The sequence below is a fragment of the Kitasatospora sp. NPDC058243 genome (assembly GCF_042882025.1).
Classification (GTDB): Bacteria; Actinomycetota; Actinomycetes; order Streptomycetales; family Streptomycetaceae; genus Kitasatospora.
In genome coordinates this window covers 36497-57371 of the sequence record NZ_JBHVWW010000036.1, presented here as the reverse complement: position 1 = coordinate 57371, position 20875 = coordinate 36497, and the positions used below count along the sequence as shown (strand labels likewise).

The 20875-nt window shown below is 74.9% G+C and carries 13 protein-coding genes; 8 read left to right on the top strand and 5 right to left on the bottom strand.

All coding sequences use genetic code 11. From position 1 onward, the window contains the following. Positions 1-10: 10 nt before the first annotated feature. The 3 genes from treZ to glgX all read right to left on the bottom strand — a co-directional run bounded on the left by treZ (position 11) and on the right by glgX (position 6595). Positions 11-1768 carry a malto-oligosyltrehalose trehalohydrolase gene (treZ, locus tag ACFVX9_RS23205; protein ID WP_387983270.1) on the bottom strand — a complete coding sequence of 586 codons (1758 nt, stop codon included), beginning with the start codon at positions 1766-1768 and terminating at the stop codon, positions 11-13. 8 nt (positions 1769-1776) lie between these two features. Beyond that, positions 1777-4302 (bottom strand): malto-oligosyltrehalose synthase, encoded by a 2526-nt coding sequence (gene treY, locus ACFVX9_RS23200; protein ID WP_387983244.1) that lies wholly within the window; start codon positions 4300-4302, stop codon positions 1777-1779. 70 nt (positions 4303-4372) lie between these two features. Continuing rightward, complete coding sequence (gene glgX / locus ACFVX9_RS23195; RefSeq protein ID WP_387983243.1) at positions 4373-6595, bottom strand: glycogen debranching protein GlgX; 2223 nt, start codon at positions 6593-6595, stop codon at positions 4373-4375. 445 nt (positions 6596-7040) lie between these two features. Here glgX and ACFVX9_RS23190 point away from each other — a divergent pair, with 445 nt between their 5' ends. The 7 genes from ACFVX9_RS23190 to ACFVX9_RS23160 all read left to right on the top strand — a co-directional run bounded on the left by ACFVX9_RS23190 (position 7041) and on the right by ACFVX9_RS23160 (position 16018). Continuing rightward, positions 7041-8315, top strand: a complete 1275-nt coding sequence (locus tag ACFVX9_RS23190; protein WP_063347111.1) for an SAV2148 family HEPN domain-containing protein — start codon at positions 7041-7043, stop codon at positions 8313-8315. Positions 8316-8649: 334 nt separating this feature from the next. After that, positions 8650-10209 carry a carboxylesterase/lipase family protein gene (locus ACFVX9_RS23185; RefSeq protein WP_387983241.1) on the top strand — a complete coding sequence of 520 codons (1560 nt, stop codon included), beginning with the start codon at positions 8650-8652 and terminating at the stop codon, positions 10207-10209. Positions 10210-10378: 169 nt separating this feature from the next. Next, positions 10379-10834, top strand: coding sequence for a GNAT family N-acetyltransferase (locus tag ACFVX9_RS23180; RefSeq protein WP_063347110.1), 456 nt, complete (start codon positions 10379-10381; stop codon positions 10832-10834). Positions 10835-10925: 91 nt separating this feature from the next. Further along, positions 10926-11666, top strand: coding sequence for an ABC transporter ATP-binding protein (locus ACFVX9_RS23175; protein ID WP_371516515.1), 741 nt, complete (start codon positions 10926-10928; stop codon positions 11664-11666). 73 nt (positions 11667-11739) lie between these two features. After that, positions 11740-13683 carry an FtsX-like permease family protein gene (locus ACFVX9_RS23170; protein WP_387983239.1) on the top strand — a complete coding sequence of 648 codons (1944 nt, stop codon included), beginning with the start codon at positions 11740-11742 and terminating at the stop codon, positions 13681-13683. 188 nt (positions 13684-13871) lie between these two features. Then, positions 13872-15125: an iron uptake transporter deferrochelatase/peroxidase subunit gene (efeB, locus tag ACFVX9_RS23165; protein WP_380480564.1), complete on the top strand. Its 1254-nt coding sequence runs from the start codon at positions 13872-13874 to the stop codon at positions 15123-15125. A gap of 191 nt (positions 15126-15316) precedes the next feature. Further along, on the top strand, positions 15317-16018 hold the full coding sequence (locus tag ACFVX9_RS23160; RefSeq protein ID WP_063347107.1) for an exonuclease domain-containing protein: 702 nt from the start codon (positions 15317-15319) through the stop codon (positions 16016-16018). 27 nt (positions 16019-16045) lie between these two features. Here the strand turns inward: ACFVX9_RS23160 and ACFVX9_RS23155 are convergent, their stop codons facing one another. Continuing rightward, the gene (locus tag ACFVX9_RS23155; protein ID WP_387983236.1) at positions 16046-17062 is read right to left on the bottom strand and encodes a polysaccharide deacetylase family protein; all 1017 of its coding nucleotides are present in this window, start codon (positions 17060-17062) and stop codon (positions 16046-16048) included. Between the two features lie 284 nt (positions 17063-17346). After that, positions 17347-18240: a phosphotransferase enzyme family protein gene (locus ACFVX9_RS23150; RefSeq protein WP_387983235.1), complete on the bottom strand. Its 894-nt coding sequence runs from the start codon at positions 18238-18240 to the stop codon at positions 17347-17349. Between the two features lie 403 nt (positions 18241-18643). Here ACFVX9_RS23150 and ACFVX9_RS23145 point away from each other — a divergent pair, with 403 nt between their 5' ends. Beyond that, on the top strand, positions 18644-20872 hold the full coding sequence (locus ACFVX9_RS23145; protein WP_387983234.1) for an MMPL family transporter: 2229 nt from the start codon (positions 18644-18646) through the stop codon (positions 20870-20872). Positions 20873-20875: the final 3 nt, after the last annotated feature.

Sequence of the window (20875 nt, the reverse complement as noted above, 5' to 3'; positions counted from 1 at the left end):
GCGTGGCGGGTCAGACCGCGCCGACCGCCACCGCGACGATGGCCACCGCGTCCGCCCCCAGCCGTACCGCCGTCCGGTCCAGTGTCGCCGTCCCGTCCAGTGCCGCCGCCCCGAAGGCCGCGACCAGTTCGCGCCCGGTCCCGTCCAGTGGCAGGGCGGCCTCGGTGGGGCCGAGGTTGACGGCGATCCGGTACCGGCCCCGGTGCACGACCAGCCAGCGCGCCGCCTCGTCGTACGCCACCCGTACCGCGTCGAGGCCGGGGTCGGACAGCTCCGGCCGGTCGCGGCGCAGCCGGATCAACGTCCGGTGCCAGGTGAGGAGTTCGGCGTGCGGGGCGCGCCGGGGCTCGGTCCAGTCGAGGACGGAGCGCAGGACGGTGGCGGGCTCCTGCGGGTCGGGGACGGACTCGGCGGCCCAGCCGTGGTCGGTGAACTCCCGGCGCCTGCCCTGCCGGACGGCCTCGGCGAGCTGCGGGTCGGTGTGGTCGGTGAAGTACTGCCAGGGGGTGGCCGCGCCCCACTCCTCGCCCATGAACAGCATCGGGGTGAACGGCGAGGTGAGCACCAGCGCGGCGCCGCAGGCGAGCCGACCGGTGGTGAGGCAGGTGGAGATGCGGTCCCCGAGGGCCCGGTTGCCGATCTGGTCGTGGGTCTGGAGGTAGCCGAGCAGCCGGTGTCCGCCGTCCGGCGGGAAGGGGCGGCCGTGGCCGCGGCCGCGGAAGCCGGACCAGGTGCCGTCGTGGAAGAAGCCGCGGGTGAGCGTCTTGGCGAGGGCGGCGAGCGGGTGGCGCGCGAAGTCGCCGTAGTAGCCCTGGGATTCGCCGGTGAGCGCGCAGTGCAGGGCGTGGTGGAAGTCGTCGCTCCACTGCGCGGTGAGGCCCTGGCCGCCGGCCGCGCGCGGGGCGGTGGTGTGCGGGGTGTTGAGGTCGGATTCGGCGATCAGGAACAGCGGGCGGTTGGTCGCGACGGCCAACTTCTCGACCTGGTGGGACAGTTCCTCCAGGAAGTGGACGGCCCGGTCGTCCGCGAGGGCGTGCACGGCGTCCAGCCGCAGGCCGTCGATCCGGTAGTCGCGCAGCCAGCCGAGCACGCTGCCGATCAGGTAGCGGCGCACCTCGTCGGAGCCGGGGGCGTCCAGGTTGACCGCCGCCCCCCACGGCGTGTGGTGCCGGTCGGTGAAGTACGGGCCGTACGCGGGAAGGTGGTTGCCGGAGGGGCCGAGGTGGTTGTGGACGACGTCCAGCACCACGCCGAGGCCCTTGCGGTGGGCGGCGTCGACGAAGCGCTTCAGCCCTTCGGGCCCGCCGTACGGCTCGTGCACGGCCCACGGCGAGACCCCGTCGTAGCCCCAGCCGTGCCGGCCGGGGAACGGGCAGACTGGCATCAGTTCGACGAAGTCGACGCCCAACTCGACGAGGTGGTCGAGGTGTTCGGCGGCGGCGTCGAAGGTGCCGCGGGGGGTGAAGGTGCCGATGTGCAGCTCGTACAGCACGGCGCCGGGCAGCGCGCGGCCGCGCCAGCCGGTCTGCGACCAGCGGAACGCGGCGTGGTCGACCGGGCGGCTGGGGCCGTCGGGCCCGTGCGGCTGCCAGGGGGAGCGCGGGTCGGGCAGCGGCGGCCCGCCGTCGAGGCGGAAGGCGTAGTCGCCGGTTGGAGCGCCGCCGGTCCACCAGCCCGGGCGCTGCGGGCACCGGGCCAGTGGATGGGCGGAGCCGTCGACCTCGACCTCGACCCGGTCGGTGGCCAGGGGCGCCCACACCTCGTAGATCCGCACGCTCAGCTCCTCCTCGTCAGCAGCGCCACCGGCCGGTCCGCCAGCAGCCGCGCGACGGGCACCGGGCCCGCCGGGTGGGTCCGCAGCGTCAGCTGGTCCGTCCAGGGCCCGCCCTCGGGCAGCTCCAGGACGGTGCCGCGCCAGCCGCCGGCGCGGTCCAGCCCGTACGGGAGCCGGGTGACGGCGGTGACCACGTCGGCGCCGCGGGCGAAGGCCAGCAGGTGGTCGGCGGCGGGGCCGGCGGCGGCCAGCGGCCGGTAGGGCCCGAGCGGGCGGTCGCGCCGCAGGTGCAGCGCCGCCCTGGTGAGGTGCAGCTTCTCGCGGGCGAGGTCGCCGGGGCGCGGGGCGGCCGCGTCGGTGAGCCGGACGGCGAGCGCGCCGAGGTCCACCACGCCCCGGTTGTCCGGGTCGACGAGGGTGTACAGCGGCTCCTCGCTGCCCTGGTAGAGGTCGGGCACGCCCGGGACGGTGAGGTGCAGCAGCGCGGCGGCGAGGGTGTTGGCGCGGGCGTACGGGGCGAGGGCGTGCACCAGGCCCTCGATCCGGGGCAGCAGGCCGGGGTTGGTGTGGACGGCGCGGGCGCGCGCGGTGAGCGCCTGCTCGAAGCGGGCGTCGGGGGTGGTCCAGGAGGTGTGCAGCTTGGCCTCGCGGGCGGCCTTGAGGAGGGCGGCGACGAGCCGGTCGGGGTCGATCGGCCAGGCGGCGACGAGGGTGTGCCAGAGCAGCCAGTCGCCGTCGCGGGCACCGGGGTCGGGGCCGCTTTCGCCGTCGTGGCGGCCTTCGCGGTCGTGATCGCCGCGGGGGCCGGGCCCGGCGGCGGTGGACCAGGCGGCGGCCTCGGCGGCCCAGGCCTCGGGCTGCTCGGCGAGGACGGCGAGCCGGGCGCGGGCGTCGGCGCTGCGCTTGGTGTCGTGGGTGGACAGCACGGTCATGCTGTGCGGCCAGGCGCGCTCCAGGTAGCGGCACCAGTCGTGGAACCGGGCCGGGGGCAGCCCCGGCCGGCCGGGCTCGCCGCCGACCTCGTTGAGGCCGGGCAGCGCGTTCCACCGGTAGAAGGCGGTGTCCTCGACGCCCTTGGCGGCGACGGCGGCGGCGGTCTGCGCGAAGCGCTCGCAGAACTCGTCCTTCTGCGGCCCGCTCCCCAGTTCCCCGAGGGCCAGGGCGGCGACCAGCCGGTCCGTCGGGTCGGCCGAGCCGTCCAGCGCCGCGCGCAGCTGCTCGGCGGAGGCCGGCGGCACCGGCTCCCCGGGCCGGGCGTACGGCCGGTACGCCGGGTAGCCGGTGAACAGCCGCCGCAGCGCCGCGCGCAGCTGCCAGGGCGCGTGGTCGGAGTGCGCGGGTTCGGCGGCGCCGATCCGCAGCGCGATCCGCACCAGCCGGTCGACCTCGGCGGCCAGCTCGCCGTGCGGCGCGGTCATGTCGGCCCGCCCGCGCCGGGCGGCGGCGACCGCCGGGTGGGGGTCGGCGCAGGGTTGGCCGTCCGGCGCGGAGCCGGCCAGGAACGCCGCGTACGCCCCGGCCAGCCGGCAGGCGCCCGCGTGGTCGGTGAGCACGCCGTCGATGCGGCGCAGCGCGTCGTAGCCGGTCGTCCCGGCGACAGGCCAGTCCGCGGGCAGCCGCTCGTCGCCGGTGAGGATCTTCTCGACGACGGTGTACGCCCCGCCGGTGGCGCCGGCGAGGCGGCGCAGGTAGCCGCGCGGGTCGGCGAGCCCGTCGGGGTGGTCGATCCGGAAGCCGTCGACGACGCCGTCGGCGTGCAGCCGCAGCAGGGTGGCGTGGGTGGCGGCGAACACCTCGGGCTCCTCGACCCGGACGGCGATCAGGTCGTTGACGGTGAAGAAGCGCCGGTAGTTCAGTTCGGTGCGGGCCAGCCGCCACCAGGCGAGCCGGTACCACTGGCGGGCGAGCAGCTCGTCGAGCGGCAGCCCCGAGGTGCCGGGCCGCAGCGGCAGCTCGTGGTCGTGGTAGCGCAGCACCTCGCCGTCCACCACCAGCTGGTCCAGCACGGCGCCGAGCCGGTCGCCGAGCAGCGGCAGCAGCACCCGGCCGCGCGCGGGGGCGTCGACGGGGCCGGGCTGGGCCGCCCAGTCGATGTCGAACCAGCGCGCGTACGGCGAGTCGGGGCCGTCGCGCAGCACCTGCCACAGCGGCTGGTTGAGCCGCTCGGGGACGGGCACCGCCATGTGGTTGGGCACCACGTCGACGAGCAGCCGCAGGCCGTGCCGGTGGGCGGCGGCGGCCAGCGCGCGCAGGGCGCCCTCGCCGCCGAGCTGCTCGCTGACCCGGCCGTGGTCGACGGTGTCGTAGCCGTGGGTGGAGCCGGGGGCGGCCTCCAGCAGCGGGGACAGGTGCAGGTGGGAGACGCCGAGGGCGGCGAGGTAGGGGACGGCGGCGGCGGCGTCGTGGAGGGTGAAGCCGGGTTGCAGCTGGAGGCGGTAGCTGGCCGTGGGGGCCGTGGCGGTAGCGGTGGCGGATGAGGGGGAGGCGGCGGCCGGGCGGGGCGGTGCGGGCTCGGCGGCGGAGGTCATAGGTCCATGAGTACCCGGGGGAGCCCGCCGCCAAGACCCGCTGCTGGTCCGAACAGGTGAGCGCAGGGTGTCAGGCCGGCCGCTGGAGCACCATCAGCGAGCGGTCGGTGAGCCACAGCGCGTCCCCGGCCTTGACCCGCGCGCCCGCGCCCGGGGCGGGCAGCCGGGCCTGCGCGGTGTCGACCACGACCTGCCATTCCTGCCCGTGGTCGGCGGGCAGGGTGAACTCCAGCGGCTCGAAGTGCGCGTTGAACATCAGCAGGAAGGAGTCGTCGACGATCCGCCCGCCGCGCCGGTCCGGCTCGGAGATGGCGTAGCCGTTGAGGAAGACGGTCAGCGACTTGGCGTAGCTGGCGCCCCAGTTGCGCTTGGTCATCTCCTCCCCGCCGGGGGTGAACCAGGCGATGTCGGTGAGGTCGTCGTAGCCGCCCGAGTCGTAGCCGCCCGAGAGGTGACCGCCCGAGGGGTGACGGCCGGAGGCGTGACCGCCGGAGGGGCGGCCGCCGGCGGCGAGCGTCCCCGGCCCGGGGCGCCCGGGGACCGGCCGCCCGTGGAAGAAGCGCCGCCGCCGGAACACCGGGTGGTCGCGGCGCAGCCAGATCATCCCCTGGGTGAACTCCAGCAGCCGAGCCTCGGGCCCGTCGCCGTCCGGCCAGTGCACCCAGGTGAGTTCGTTGTCCTGGCAGTAGGCGTTGTTGTTGCCCTGCTGGGTGCGGCCGAGTTCGTCGCCGTGGGAGAGCATCGGCACGCCCTGGGAGAGCATCAGGGTGGCGATGAGGTTGCGCTGCTGGCGGGCTCTGAGCTCCTCGACGGCCGGGTCGGTGCCGGGGCCCTCGACGCCGCAGTTCCAGGAGCGGTTGAAGGACTCGCCGTCGCGGTTGTCCTCGCCGTTGGCCTCGTTGTGCTTGTCATTGTAGGAGACGAGGTCGCGCAGGGTGAAACCGTCGTGGCAGGTCACGAAGTTGATGGAGGCGATGGGGCGGCGGCCGTCGTCCTGGTAGAGGTCGGAGGAGCCGGTGAGCCTGGAGCCGAACTCGGCGAGGGCGGCGGTCTCGCCGCGCCACAGGTCGCGCACGGTGTCCCGGTACATGCCGTTCCACTCGGTCCACAGCGGCGGGAAGTTGCCGACCTGGTAGCCGCCCTCGCCGAGGTCCCAGGGTTCGGCGATCAGCTTGGCCTGGGAGACCACCGGGTCCTGCTGGACGAGGTCGAAGAAGGAGGAGAGCCGGTCGACCTCGTGGAACTGCCGGGCCAGGGTGGCGGCGAGGTCGAAGCGGAAGCCGTCGACGTGCATCTCGGTGACCCAGTAGCGCAGCGAGTCCATGATCAGCTGGAGCACGTGCGGGCTGCGCATCAGCAGGCTGTTGCCGGTGCCGGTGGTGTCCTCGTAGAAGCGCTGGTCCCGGGCGAGGCGGTAGTAGGAGACGTTGTCCAGCCCGCGCAGGGACAGCGTCGGCCCGAGGTGGTTGCCCTCGGCGGTGTGGTTGTAGACGACGTCCAGGATCACCTCGATCCCGGCCGCGTGCAGCGCCTTGACCATCGACTTGAACTCCTGCACCTGCTGGCCCCGGTCGCCGCTGGAGGCGTAGGAGGAGTGCGGGGCGAAGAAGCCGATGGTGTTGTAGCCCCAGTAGTTGGACAGGCCCAGGTCGCGCAGCCGGTGGTCGCGGACGAACTGGTGCACCGGCATCAGCTCGATCGCGGTGACGCCGAGCTTGGCCAGGTGCTCGATCACCGCCGGGTGGGCCAGGCCCGCGTAGGTGCCGCGGATCTCCTCGGGGATGCCCGGGTGCAGTCGGGTGAGGCCCTTGACGTGCGCCTCGTAGATGACGGTGCGGTGGTAGTCGGTGCGCGGCGGGTGGTCGGTGCCCCAGTCGAAGTACGGGTTGATCACGACCGAGTGCATGGTGTGCGGGGCGGAGTCGAGGTCGTTGCGGCGCTCGGGCGCGCCGAAGTGGTAGCCGTAGACGGCCTCGTCCCAGTCGATGTGCCCGCTCATCGCCTTGGCGTACGGGTCCAGCAGCAGTTTGGCGCTGTTGTGGCGCTGGCCGAGGCCGGGGTTGTACGGGCCGTGGACGCGGAAGCCGTAGCGCTGGCCGGGCTGGACGCCGGGGAGGTAGGCGTGCCGGACGAAGGCGTCCGTCTCGCGCAGTTCGACGGCCGTCTCCGAGCCGTCCTCGTCGATCAGGCACAGCTCGATCCGGTCGGCACTCTCGGAGAACACCGCGAAGTTGGTGCCGGCCCCGTCGTAGGTGGCGCCGAGGGGGTAGGGCTTACCGGGCCAGACCTGCATGAGTCCTCAACTTCCTTGCACTCAACGGAAACTGACGTGTAGTCCGATAACGTGCCCGGACCCGGACGCTCTCTTCCCGGCCGGGCGTCCGGGCATGTGCGGCGCTCGCGCGCCGTGACGCACGGCACAGTGCGCATACTCCCCGAGCCTTCCCCCGGCGGCTGGGACATGTGCGGCCGGTTCGCCCGAACGGGTGTCCAGCCGGGATTCCTGTGATAAGCGGTGCCGGGCTCGCGGCGGGCGGGGCCGGCGATGGGCGGGGCTTGCGATGGGCGCGGGTCTGTGAAGGGTGGGCCTGGTGGTGGTGCCGGGCCCCGGGGGCCATCCGGCTGCGCACCGCTCGCGGCGGGCAGTACCCTTGATCGTCCGGCCGCCCCCGGGCCGGTGGCGCTCCATCAGCCGCGCAGGGGCGGAGCGTAGAGCAGCAGACCAGGTGAGGTGGCGCATGGTGTTCCCCGCCGGCGGCCGCGGCCCGGGGCCCGACGGCCCCGACCGGGGCGGCGCCCGCAGCGAGGCGCCCACGGTCGTCATGCGCCCCACCCTGTCCGGCCGCCCCCTGGTGCCCGCCCAGGGCGGCCCGGTCGAGATCCCCGCCCTCGCCTGGTCCGCCGCCGAATGGGAGGACGCCTACCAGCGGGTCCGGCTGTCCGGCCGCGCCTACGTCTGGCTCAACCTCGTCGAGCAGCGGCTGCGCTCCCTCGTCGACGAGGTGCTGCACCCCATCTACGCCCCCGCCCACGGCGAGGACTGGGTCACCGCCGCCGCCGGCCCCGCCGGCGAGGAGTGGGCGCACCGGGCCGGAGCCGTCCGCGAGGTCAGCCGCCGCAAGGGCTACCTGCTCGACCCGGCCGACGACGACCCGCTGGTCTTCCTCACCCTGCCCCAGCTGCGCGAGCTGATGGTCCAGCACTGGCCCTGCTTCGAGCCCTACCTGTCCGACCGGCGCGAGATCGAACTCGCCCTGGACGAACTGGAGGTGGCCCGGCACGTGGTCTCCCGCAACCGGGTGCTCACTCAGACCGTCCTCGCCCAGACCGAACGCGCCGCCGCCCGCCTGCTCGCCGTCCTGGACGGCGGCGCCGGCGGCGTGCCCGCCGACGTCGTCGAGTCGCTGGTGGCCGGCCGGTACGCGGACGTCGTCGCCGTGCACGCCGACCGCGTCCGCCTCCAGCGCGACCTGCCCGTCGAGGACCTGCTGGACGGCGCCCGGCGCCTGGACGCGCTCGGCATCGGCCTCGGCATGCTCTGCCAGAACTACACCGGCAAGCGGCTGGTGCGCCTGGCCGGCGACGGCTGCCGGGTCCGCCTGCTCTTCCTCAACCCGGCGAGCAGCGCCGTCCGCCGCCGCGAACGCGAACTCGGCCTCGGGCGCGGCGAGTTGTCGCGCTCCATCGAGATGAACATCATGCACGTGCGCCGGGTGCGGGCCCGGCTGCGCGACCAGGGCGGCTTCGAGATCCGGGTCTTCGACGAGACCCCGCGCTTCACCGCCTACCTCGTCGAGGGCCCCCGCCCGACCGGCCAGGTCGGCGGCCGCCGCCAGAGCCGCGACCTCGGCGTCATCCAGCCCTACCTGCGCCGCGCCCGGGGCATGGAGTCCCCGGCCCTGGTGCTGCGCGGCGGCGCCGGCCAGCAGCCCGGAGGCAGCGAACAGGGCCTGCTGGAGGTCTACCGCGAGGAGTTCGAGGGCGCCTGGGGCGACTCCCGGCCGGTGTCCTGAACCCGCACCCCCCGTTCCTGATGGACCGTCGATTTCCCTTCTCCACCCCCGGGTGGAGGCCCGGAAATCCATCCGTGCGGCGGCGACACCCCCGGGCCGGGCCGCGCAAGCTGGAGGCGGGGTCGCGGCCGCACGAGCGGCGCGACGACGTCGAGGGGAGTGCGCCGTGGTGTGCGGAACGAAGCGCGGGACAAAGCGCGGGACAGTGCGCGGAACAGCATGGGGGGCCGCGCGCGGAAGGCTGCGCGAAGGGCCCGGGGAGGGGCTGCGCGCAAGACGGCCGGGCAAGGCCCGCCGAACCGTCCCCCCGCGCTGGCCGCTCGCGCTGGCCGGTGTGGCGGCGGCCCTGCTGGGCCTGCTGCCGGCCGTCCCCGCCGAGGCCCGGGAGACGGGCGGCTGCCGTACGGCGACCTCCGTCGGCCGCCTCCAGGGGGTGTCCCAGGACGGCCGGTGCGCCTACCTGGGCGTCCCGTACGCGGCGCCGCCCACCGGCGAGCGCCGGTTCCGCCCGCCGCAGCCGGCCGCGCCCTGGCCCGCAACGCTGCGCGCCACCCGGGCCCGCCCCGGCTGCCCGCAGGACCTGAGCGCGGGCGGCGGCGGCACCGAGGACTGCCTGTACCTCAACGTGTGGTCGGCGCACGGCGGCGGCGCCCGCAAACCCGTCATGGTCTTCCTGCACGGCGGCGCGGACGAACTCGGCGCCGCCGGCCAGCCCGTCTTCGACGGCGGCCTGCTGGCCGAACGCGGCGACGCGGTCGTGGTGAACCTGGACTACCGGCTCGGCATCCTGGGCTGGACGGAACTCGGCGCGCTCGACCCGTCCTACGCCGGCTCGGGCAACAACGGGCTGCGCGACGAGAGCGCCGCGCTGACCTGGGTGCGCCGGCACATCGGCGCCTTCGGCGGCGACCCGGGCAACGTCACCGTCTTCGGCCAGTCGGCCGGCGCGATCTCGATCAGCGCCCTGCTGGCCGGCGACCACCCCGAGCAGCTCTTCCAGCGCGCCATCGTCGAGAGCGGGCCCGGCTACCTGGTGCACACCGCGGCCGCCGCGCGGGCCACCGCCGCAAAGGTCTTCGCCACCGGCGGCATCCACACCGTCGCGGACCTCGACCGGCTGAGCACCCCACAGGTCCTCGACCTCCAGGAACAGGTCCAGCACGGGCTCTCCGGGCTGTCCTCCGCGGTCTTCTTCGGCCCCTCCATCGACGGGGCGCTGGTTCCCGGCCCGGTCGTCGAACGGATCGCCGCCGGCAGCGCCCGCGACGTCGACGTGATGACCGGCACCACCGAGAACGAGACCGACTACTGGGCGCTGTTCGACCCCACGCTGCCCGACCTCCCGCTGAGCGCCTACCGCACCCTGCCCCCGGTGCTCGCCGACCGCAAACAGCAGATGTACGACCGGTACGCCGCCGACCGCCCCGGGGCCACCGAGGGCCGGGTGGTGAATGCGATGCTCACCGACCAGACCGAGCGGATCCCCACCCTGCGCCTGGCCGAGGCCCAGTCCCGCTGGCGGCCCACCTACGTCTACCAGTTCGACTGGCACGTGCCCTACGTCCCCGGCCTGCCCGCCGCCCAGAACCTGGGCGCCATGCACACCCTGGAACTGCCCTTCGTCTTCGGCGGACTGGACCTCGGCGCGATCCCGCGCGGCGCGCAGACCGTCGCCGCCCAGCGGCCCGAACTCACCCGGCTGTCCGCGCGGATGGCCGACGCCTGGGCCTCCTTCGCCCGCCAGGGCGACCCGGGCTGGCCGTCCTACACCGCCGACGCGCGGGCCACCCGGATCTGGGACCTGAACCCCGGCGTCCAGTACGCCCCGCACGACGACGAACGCGCCCTCTGGGACGACTACTCCTTCCCCGCCCTGGACCTCGGCACCCGCTGAGGCCTTCCCGCCGGCCCGCCTTCCCGCCTTCCCGCCTTCCCGCCGGCCCGTCGGCCCGTCGGAGCAGGGGGCCGGGCCACCGCCCGGCCCCCTCGGCACGCCCCGCCCCGGTGTCCGGCCCCTGAAACCCGCTGGCCAGGCCGGTGCGGCCGCTGCCACACTGCGGGCCGTGAACAGCCTCGCCGCCTGGACCCTGCGCCCCGCCACCGCCGCCGACGTCGAACCCGTCGCCGAACTCAAGGCCGTCGTGCTGCGCGCCGACCTCGAACGCCTCGGCCGCTACGACGACGACCGGGTCCGCCGGCGCCTGCGGGCGGGCTTCTCCAGCCGCCACAGCTCCGTCATCCTCGTCGACGGCGCCTTCGCCGGCTCCGTCACCGTCCGCCCCGCCGAGCAGGGCGGCCGCTGGATCGAGCACTTCTACCTCGCCCCCGCCCACCAGGGCCGCGGCCTCGGCAGCGCCGTCCTGCGCCACCTCCTCGCCCAGGCCGACGCCGCCGGCGAGCCCGTGCGCCTCGACGTCCTCCAGGGCAGCCCCGCCCGCCGCCTCTACGAACGCCACGGCTTCGTCCTCGACCACGAGGACCCGATCGACGTCTACCTGGTCCGCGAGCCCGCCGCCTGAACCGGGCCCGCCGCCCGAACCGGGGCCGCCCCGGCGGTCAGGGCTGGTCGGAGCAGGGGCGGCCGTGGTAGTCATAGCCCCCGTGATGATCATGGGGGATGACGGGGCCGTACTGCGCCTCGAACAACTGCACCGCACCTACGGGACCGGGCCGGAGGCCGTCCACGCGCTCAGGGGAGTGGACGTCGACTTCGCCCGCGGCACCTTCACCGCCGTCATGGGCCCCTCCGGCTCCGGCAAGAGCACCCTGCTCCAGTGCGCCGCCGGGCTCGACCGGCCCGACGGCGGCCGGGTCGTCCTCGACGGGGCCGACCTCGCCGCACTCACCGAGAACCGGCTGACCGTCCTGCGGCGCGAGAAGCTCGGCTTCGTCTTCCAGGCCTTCAACCTGGTCGGCTCGCTGACCGCCGAACAGAACGTCGGCCTGCCGCTGCGCCTGGCCGGGCGCCGCCCCGACCGCGCCGACGTCCACCGCGCCCTCGCCCAGGTCGGCCTCGGCGAACGCACCGGACACCTGCCCTCCCAGCTCTCCGGCGGCCAGCAGCAGCGCGTCGCCATCGCCCGCGCCCTGATCACCCGCCCGCAGGTGCTCTTCGCCGACGAGCCCACCGGCGCCCTCGACAGCGCCAGCAGCCGCGACGTCCTCGCCCTGCTGCGCGAACTCGTCGACCGCGACGGCCAGAGCACCGTCATGGTCACCCACGACCCGGTCGCCGCCTCCTACGCCGACCGCGTGCTCTTCCTCGCCGACGGCCGCCTCGTCGCCGACCTCGACCACCCCACCGCCCCGCAGATCGCCGAGCGGATGACCGCCCTGGAGACGGCGGCATGAACGAGCGGAGCGAGTTCATCATCGAGAGGTGCGCGTGGGCGAACGCCCCCGCCGAGCGCAGCGAGGTGGGCGCATGAGTTCCCTCGTCACCCTGCTGCCCGTCGCCGCCGCCGCACTGCGCCGCCGCAAGGCCGCCTTCGCCGGCTCCTACCTCGCCCTGACCCTCGGCGTCACCCTGGTCGCCACCACCGGCACCCTGCTCGACAACACCGCCGGCGACGACTCCCCGCTCGGCGCGCCCTCCCTCCACAAGGTGCTCCTGTTCAGCGCCGCGATGGCCGCCTTCGTCGCCGTCTTCGTCGTCGCCGGCACCTTCGCCTTCGCCGTCGCCCAGCGCCGCCAGGAGATCGCGATGCTGCGCGCCGTCGGCGCCACCCCCCGCCAGGTCGTCGGGCTGATCACCGGCGAGGCCGCCGTCGTCGCCCTCGCCGCCGCCGTCACCGGCTGCCTGCTCGCCCTGCCCGGCGCGCCCGCCCTCGCCGCCTGGCTGGTCGCCCGCGGCGCCGCCCCGGACGGCTTCGCGGCGCACCCGGCCCCCGCCCCGCTGCTCACCGCCGCCGCCGTCGGCCTGCTCGTCGCCCTGCTCGGCGCCGTCACCGCCGCCCTGCGCGCCGGCCGGGTCCGGGCCGTCGAGGCACTCGGCGACGCCGCCGTCGACCGCACGGTCATGACGCCCGTGCGCTGGGCCTGCGCCCTCGCCGGACTGCTCGCCCTGGCCGGCACCGTCGGCTACTACCTGGCCGCCCCGACCATGCCCGCCGCCCCCGGCGACCAGCCGGCCGACCCGCAGCTCGCCTCCCAGTGGGTCCTCGGCGCCGACCTGCTGACGATCACCGCCCTCGCCCTGTTCGCCCCGCTGATCGTCCCGCCCCTGGTCCGGGCGCTCAGCGCGCCACTGGCCCGCGCCGTCGGCGCCGCACCCCTGCTCGCCCGGCAGAACGCGCTCACCGCCGTCCGCCGCACCGTCTCCACCGCCACCCCCGCCTTCCTCACCATCGCCCTCACCGGCACCGTCATCGGCTCCACCGCCGCCTTCGCCGACGCCATGACCGCCCAGAACCGGGCCACCACCGCCGCCCGGTACGTGCTGCGCCCCGGCGCCACCCCGCTGCCCGACGACGCCGCACACCGGCTCACCGCCGACCGGCCCGGCCTGCGCGCCACCGCCACTACCTCCACCGTGGTCACCGGCCTCGGCGCCGCCCCCGCCGACTTCGCCGACCCCGGCGAGGACTCACCCGCCTCCGCCCCCTCCGCCGCCACCGTCGTCGACGGCGACCTCGCCACCGCCTGGACCCTGCCCGTCGTCCAGGGCGCCGCCGCCGACCTGCACGGCGCCACCCTCGCCGCCTCCACCGACCAGGCCCGCGGCCACGGCTGGACCCTCGGCGACCAGGTCCACCTGCGCCTCGCCGACGGCACCGTCACCGCACTGCGCCTCGCCCTCGTCTACCGCACCCAGCTGGGCCTCGACGAGATCCTGCTCAGCGGCGACGCCACCACCGCCCACCTGGCCGGCGCCCACCCCGGCGCCGTCCACCTCTCCGCCGAACCCCCGGCCGCCGACCGGCTCGGCGGCGAACTCACCGACGCCCGCGCCCCCGGCCCCGACCCCGGCGCCCACTACGCGTGGATCGCCACCACGACCATCCTCGGCCCCGCCCTGCTGTACGCGCTCATCGCGATCGCCAACACCATGGTGATGTCCGCCGCCGACCGCCGACGCGACTTCACCGTCCTGCGGCTGGCCGGCACCCTGCGCCGCCAGGTGCTGCACATGGTCGCCCTGGAAGCCGTCCTGGTCGTCGCCACCGCCGCCGTCCTGGCCCTCGCCGTCACCGCCCTCACCCAGTACGGCACCACCGCCCTGCTCAACCACCGCATCCTGGCCGGCCAGGCCGCCATCGACCCGCACCTGCCCTGGCTCCCGCTCGGCGCCGCCGCGGCCGTCTGCCTCGCCCTGGCCGTCGCCGCCAGCGTGCTGCCCAGCCGGATCGCCCTCGCCCGCGCCCGGTGACGTTCGCCCGGTGACGTTCGCCCGGTGCCGGTCTCCTGGTGACGTTCGCTCAGTGGCGCTCGCCCGGGTGCCCCTCACCCGGGTGACCCTCGCCCGGGTGAGGGGAGTAGGCCGGACGGATGGTGACCGGCGGTCGGGCGCGGCGCTCACCCGAGCACCGGGCCCGACCGCTTGTTAGCGTCCCGTCCATGATCGACAGCCCGCACTCCACCGGCTCCGAACACCCCCGCGCCACCCGCCGCGGCCTCCTGCGCACCGCCCTCGGCGCCACCACCGCCGGAGCCCTCACCCTCACCGGCGCCCACCCAGCCCAGGCCGAGCCCCGCCCCGCCACCCGGCGCATCGACTTCCACGGCCGCCACCAGGCCGGCATCACCAACCCGCCCCCCGGCTACGGCACCTTCCTCGCCCTCGACGTCAAGGCCCGCGACCGCAAGGCCCTCGAAACCCTCCTGCGCACCCTCACCGACCGCATCCGCTTCCTCACCACCGGCGGCACCCCGCCCGACCTCGGCCCCGCCACCGCCCCCTCCGACAGCGGCACCCTCGGCCCCGACCTGCCCGCCGACGACCTCACCGTCACCGTCGCCGTCGGCGCCTCCCTCTTCGACACCCGCTACGGCCTCACCCGCCACCGCCCCCGCCGGCTCACCGCCATGCGCCCCTTCCCCGTCGACGCGCTGCGCCCCGCCGAATGCCACGGCGACCTCTCGCTCCAGATCTGCGCCGAGAACCGCGACACCGTCCAGCACACCATCCGCGACCTGCTGCGCAGCACCAACGGCCTGATCCGCCCGCGCTGGCAGCTCGACGGCTTCCAGAACCGCTCCCGCCCCACCGGCGCCGCCCGCAACCTGCTCGGCTTCAAGGACGGCATCGAGAACCCCGACACCGCGAACGCCCGCGAACTGGACGCCCTCGTCTGGGTCGGTGAGGGCGGCGACGAACCGCGCTGGGCCGCCGGCGGCAGCTACCAGGTCATCCGCGCCATCCGCACCCTCGTCGCCGGCTGGGACGAGGTGCCGCTCCAGCAGCAGGAACGCCTGATCGGCCGGCGCAAGAACGACGGCGCCCCGCTCGGCGCCGCCGGCGAGACCGACACCCCCGACTACCGCAACGACCCCGACGGCGCCGTCATCCCCCTCGACTCCCACATCCGCCTCGCCAACCCCCGCACCGACGGCACCCGCGACAGCCGCATCCTGCGCCGCGCCTTCAACTACGACCGCGGCCTCGACCCCGACGGCGAACCCGACCTCGGCCTCGCCTTCTGCTGCTACCAGCAGGACGTGGCCCGCCAGTTCGAAGCCGTCCAGACCCGCCTCAACACCGAACCCCTCGCCCGCCACCTCCGCCCCACCGGCGGCGGCTACTTCTACGTCCTCCCCGGCGCCCACGACACCACCGACTGGCTCGGCCGCACCCTCCTCACCACCACCTGAACGCCCCGGTCCGCGCGCCCGTCGCCCCAACCGGGGCGCGGGCGCCCGCCGTTGGGGCGACCTGCCGAAACCGAGGAGGGCCGTCCGCCGCCGCACCGGCCCGCACCCCGACCGCCCCAGCGGCCGGGTTGTCGGTGGGGCGGGTGATGATGGGGGCTGTTTCGAGAGGCAGGACGGAAGGACACCCCCTTATGAGCTGGTGGCAGCAGCCACTGGTCGGCTTCGACCTGGAGACCACGGGCACCGACCCGGCCGTGGACCGCATCGTCACGGCCGCGCTCGTGGACACCGTCGGGGCCCGCCGGGTGGGGGCCGTGCACTGGCTGCTCGACCCCGGGGTCCCGATCCCGGCCGAGGCGGAGGCGATCCACGGCATCGGCGACGACCTGGCCCGCGGCAAGGGCCGGCCGGCCAAGGAGGCGGTGGAAGAGATAGCCGGCGCGCTCTGCGAGCGGCTCGCCGCAGGGCGCCCGGTGGTCGCGTTCAACGCGCCGTTCGACCTGTCGCTGCTCGACGCCGAGCTGCGCCGGTACGGGCTGGTGCCGCTCGCCGAGCGCCTCGGCGCCCCGGTCGGGCCGGTGCTGGACGCGCTGGTCGTCGACCGGGCGGTGGACAAGTACCGCAAGGGCTCGCGCACCCTGCAGCGGGTCTGCGAGGTGTACGGCGTCGAGCTGACGGACGCGCACGAGGCGGGCAGCGATGCGCTGGCGGCCGTCCGGGTCGCCGTCGCGCTCGCCGAGCGCTACCGGGCCGAGGTCGGCGACGTCGCGCCGGCCGAGCTGCACGGGCGCCAGATCGGCTGGTACCGGGAGTGGGCGGAGGGCTTGCAGGCGTGGCTGCGCCGCGGCAAGGACCCGCAGGCCGTGGTCGACCCGCGGTGGCCGATGAGGTAGCCGCCCCCGGTGTGGCCGGTGAGTCGGCTATTCGGCGGGCCAGTCGAAGGCGTAGCCCTGGGCGACCAGCCAGGGCAGCAGCTGCTTGAGCGCGGCCACGGTCTGGGTGCGGTCGCCGCCGCCGTCGTGCATCAGGATCACGCCGCCGGGCTTGAGCTGCTTCTGCACGGTGGAGACGATGGCGGGCACGCCCGGGCGGGACCAGTCGCGCGGGTCGACGGACCAGCCGAGCGAGGACATGCCGAGGCTCGCGGTGATCTGTTCGTTGTCGGCGTTGAAGCCGCCGCCGGGGGCGCGGAACCAGTCGACCCGGGTGCCGGGGCCGCCGGCCTTGACGATCATGTCCCTGGCGGCGGAGATCTCGTAGACGGCCTTGTCGTGGGGGAGCTTCGCGAACGGCTGCGGGTGGTGGACGCTGTGGTCGCAGAGCCGGTGGCCGGCCGCGAGGACGCGCTTGACCAGGGCCGGGTTGGCGGCGGCGTTCTGGCCGATCTCGCAGAAGGTGGCCTTGGCGTGGTACTGGGCGAGCAGGTCGAGGATCTGGCCGGTGGCGGGGCCGGGGCCGTCGTCGAAGGTGAGCGCCACGGTGCGGCCGCCGGAGGCGGTGGAGCCGATGACGGTGCCCGGCTTGACCGGCGCGGGCGGCGGCGCGGGGGTGCCCGTGGGGGTGCCCGCGACGGCCGTGGTGGTGACCGGGGTGCTCGGCGTGCCGCCGTGGGGCGGGGCGCTCGTCCCGGCCGGCGCCTGGGGCGTGTGCGGCTTCGGGACGGCCGGCGGGGCGGCGGAGGCGGGTGCGCCGTCGGAGCCGGGGGTGGGCGCGACGGTGGCGACGGGCCCGTCGGTCGGCCGGCCGTCGGTCGGCGCGAGGGTGATCGGGGGCTGGGTGCTGACGCCGGCCGTCGGCTGGAGGGCTCCGCTGGCGGTGCCGCACGCGGCCAGTCCCAGGGCGGCGGCCGCCACGACGCAGCCTGCGACCAGCCGGCGGCGGGCCGTGAGCGCGGTACGGGTCGGGGGGGAGGGCCGGCGGGTGGCGGAGTGGGGCATGGCGGCGGCTCCTGTGGTGCAGAGGGGTGCAGAGGACGGGCGCCGATCCCTCGGTCAGGATGACTGTCCGATAGGACGCCGAGCGTACGTGCCCCGGTTGCGGAGCGGACCGCAGCGCCGTAGGAGTCTTCTCACACGCGCCCGGGTTGGCGCCCCCGCGGCCCGCCGGGTATCCCGGGGGCCGCGCCGGGGGCGTCCCGGCACTTCAGAGGCCCGGCACCTCAGGGGCCCGTCCCTTCAGGAGCCGTCACTTCGGAAGCTCGACGCCCCAGGAGCCCGACGCCTCAGAACGGGTACCAGCGCACCTCGGTGGCGCCCTCCCGCAGTGAGGCGACCCGGCGCCGGAACTCCGCCAGCGCGGCCGGGTTGCCGGGTACCTGCTGGGCGACCCAGGAGGCGCTGGCGGTCTCCCGGGCCCCGCGCAGCACCGCGAAGCCGGGCCAGGCGCGCACGTCCCAGCCGTACGCCTCGACGAAGGCCCGGTACTCCTCGCCGGGCACGCCGTACCGGTCGTGGCTGAGCGCGAGGACCACCAGGTCGTGTTCGCGCAGGTCGTGCGAGACGTTCTCCAGGTCGAGCAGGACGGGCCCGTCCGGGCCGACGTGGACGTTGCGGGGCAGTGCGTCGCCGTGGATCACGCCGGGGTGCAGGTGCGGGGCGAGGTCGGGCAGGGCGGCGGCGAAGCCGTCGCGGCGGTGGCGCAGGAAGGAGACGTCGGCCGGGTCGACGTGGCCCTCGGCGGAGGCCAGCCAGCGTTCGACGGGGGCCAGCAGGTCGCGGTGGGCGAGTGGGAAGGGCGGCAGCGGCAGCCGGTGCAGGGTGCGCAGCAGCGGGGCGAGGTCGGCGGGGCGGGCGGGGCGGACGGCGGGGGCGAGCCGGTGCCAGAAGGTGACGGGGTGCCCGTGGGCGAGCTGGGGCTCGGCTTCCACCGCGTCGTACGGGCGGACCACCGGGACGTCCTGGGCGGCGAGCCAGTGGGCGACGGCGAGTTCGTGTCGCGCCCGTTCGTACAGTTCGGGGCCGCGGCCGACCTTGGCGACGACGGCAGGGTCGCCGAGGTCGAAGACGGCGTTCTCGCCGAGTGCGAGCAGCCGGGCGTCGCCGGGGCCGGGCAGTCCGGCGGACTCGCAGGCGTGGGCGAGCAGCAGCCGGGCGCGGCCTTCGTCGAAGGGGATCATGGCGGTGCTCCGTTGGGGCGGCGTTCATCCGGAGGCCTCCGGACGGTGATCATCATGACGGACCGGGGTGGGGTTTTCCCTACCTTCCTACCCTGACATCTCCTCCTAGGGGGTAGGGGGAGAGATCCACCCTGAGGGGGAGCTGTCTCCACCCGGAGCACGAGGTCAAGGGGGGTGCGCCCGGGGGAAACTGGGTCGGGGCCGCTGAGCGGCGGCCCCGACGGGGGTTGGACCACGGGGGCTCCTTGCCGGTCGGCAAGCAAGTGCTCGTAGGATGACGCCCAGACCTACTTACCTGCCGACCGGCTAGGGAGCGCCGCCGCGCGTCTCCCACCGGTCCAGCCGTCGCCCGGCGTCCCGTCCCCCAAGGGCTGCGGTGAACCATGCCCAGGAGGCATCGAGCATGTTCCACCGACTAGGACAATTCGTCGTACGCCGCGCGTGGTGGGTGATCATCGCGTGGGTGATCGGAATGATCGCCGTCATCATGACCGCGCCGAAGGTCAGCTCGCAGACCGACGAAGCCGCGTTCCTCCCCAAGCACTACGAGTCCATCCAGGCCGCACAGGTGCAGGAGCGGGCCTTCCCGGCCGCCTTCACCCCGGGCGCGCTCGCACTCTTCGAGCGCAACGACGGCGCCGCGTTCACCGACGCGGACAAGGCCGCGATGGGCAAGCTCGTCCAGGACCTGACGGCCAAGAAGATCGACGGCGTCGAGAAGATCATCCCGCCGTCCGACCAGCTGGGCATATCCCCGGACCACAAGTACGCGATGGCCATGATCGCCGTCGACAAGTCGAAGCAGCAGGACCAGAACAAGACCGCGGACATCGCCAAGGCCATCCGTGACGACGGCAAGGCGCTGGCCTCCGGCACCGACCTGAAGTTCCAGCTCGGCGGCCCCGCCGCCCAGGCGCTCGACCAGAAGGAAGCCTCCGGCTCGGCCGAGGGCATCATCACCATGGCCACGGTCCTGCTGGTCATCGTGATCGTCGGCATCATCTTCCGCGGCATCCTGGCCGGCCTGCTGCCGGTCCTGGTCTCGCTGATGATCGCGCTGCCCGCCTCCATCGGCCTGATCAACTACGCGACCGACATCTTCGACCTCAAGAGCACACCCATCCTGATGGCGATCCTGATCGTCGTCGTGCTCGGCGTCGGCACCGACTACTTCCTGTTCCTCGCCTTCCGCTACCGCGAGCGGCTGCGGGCCGGCGACGACCGCAACGCCGCCGTCGCCAACGCGGTCGGCCGGGTCGGCGAGGCGATCGCCTCCGCCGCCGGCGCCGTCACCATCGCCTTCGCCGCGCTGATCCTCTCCAGCCTCGGCATGTTCCAGGCGCTCGGCCCCGCGCTGGCGATCGCGGTCGTGGTCACCGCCCTGGCCTCGATCACCCTGGCCCCCGCACTGCTCGCGGTCATCCCCGCCCGCGCCGTCTTCTGGCCCGGCAAGAAGTGGACGAACGAGCCGAGCACCGCGCGCTTCACCGCGCTCGGCCGGATCGTCCAGAAGCGCCCGGCGCTGGCCGCCGTCGCCTCCGGCGGCGTACTGCTCGCCCTGTCCGTGGGCGCGCTCGGCTACAACGGCAACTTCGACATGGCCGGCAGCTCCATGCCCAAGGACAAGGAGTCGATGGTCGTCCAGGACACGATGGCCAAGGGCTTCTCCGCCGGCGCCGCCGACCCGAGCCAGGTCTACCTGAGCAGCACCGACGGCAAGAAGCTCGACCCGGCCTCCTTCCCGGCCTACGCCGACAAGCTGCAGGGCGTCGGCGGGGTCTCCAAGGTCTACCTGCCGAGCGCCGACGCCAAGAGCATCAGCGCCGACGGCGCCACCGCCCAGTTCACCGTCATGCTCAAGGACGCCCCGGCCAGCAACGAGGCGATCGACGCGGTGACCGAGCTGCGCACCGTCGCCCACGCGCAGGCCCCGGCCGGCAGCGAGGCCAAGGTCGGCGGCCTCACCTCGGTGTTCAAGGACATCAACCTGGCGATGACCCACGACTACAAGCTGGTCTTCCCGATCGCCGGGCTGCTGATCCTGCTCATCCTGGCCCTCCAGCTGCGCAGCGTGGTCGCCCCCTGGTACCTGATGGCCTCGGTCGGCCTCGGCTTCAGCGCCACGCTGGGCGCCACCACGCTGATCTTCCAGAAGATCGGCAACGAGACCGGCCTGATGTTCATGATGCCGATCCTCATCTACCTCTTCGTGGTGGCGATCGGGACGGACTACAACATCCTGATCATCGCCCGTCTGCGCGAGGAGGCCCGCGCGGGCCGCAGCCCGCGCGAGGCGGCCCGCGAGGCGCTGCGCCACGCAGGCCCGACCGTCGCCGCGGCCGGCTTCATCCTGGCGGCCTCGTTCGGGACGTTCATGCTCGCCGGCAACACCTTCATGATGGAGTTCGGCTTCGCCATGGCCTTCGGCATCGTGCTGGCGGCCTTCGTGATGGCGATGTTCTTCACCCCGGCGCTCACCGCGCTGATCGGCAACCGGGCCTGGTGGCCCGGCCACGGCGCCGACCCCGACCCCGAGCATGGCCACGGCGGGGGCCACGGCGGGGGCCACGGTGCCGGCCCGGCGCCGGCGGCGGACGCGTACGGCGTGCCGGAGCCGGCCGGACGGCGCTGATCG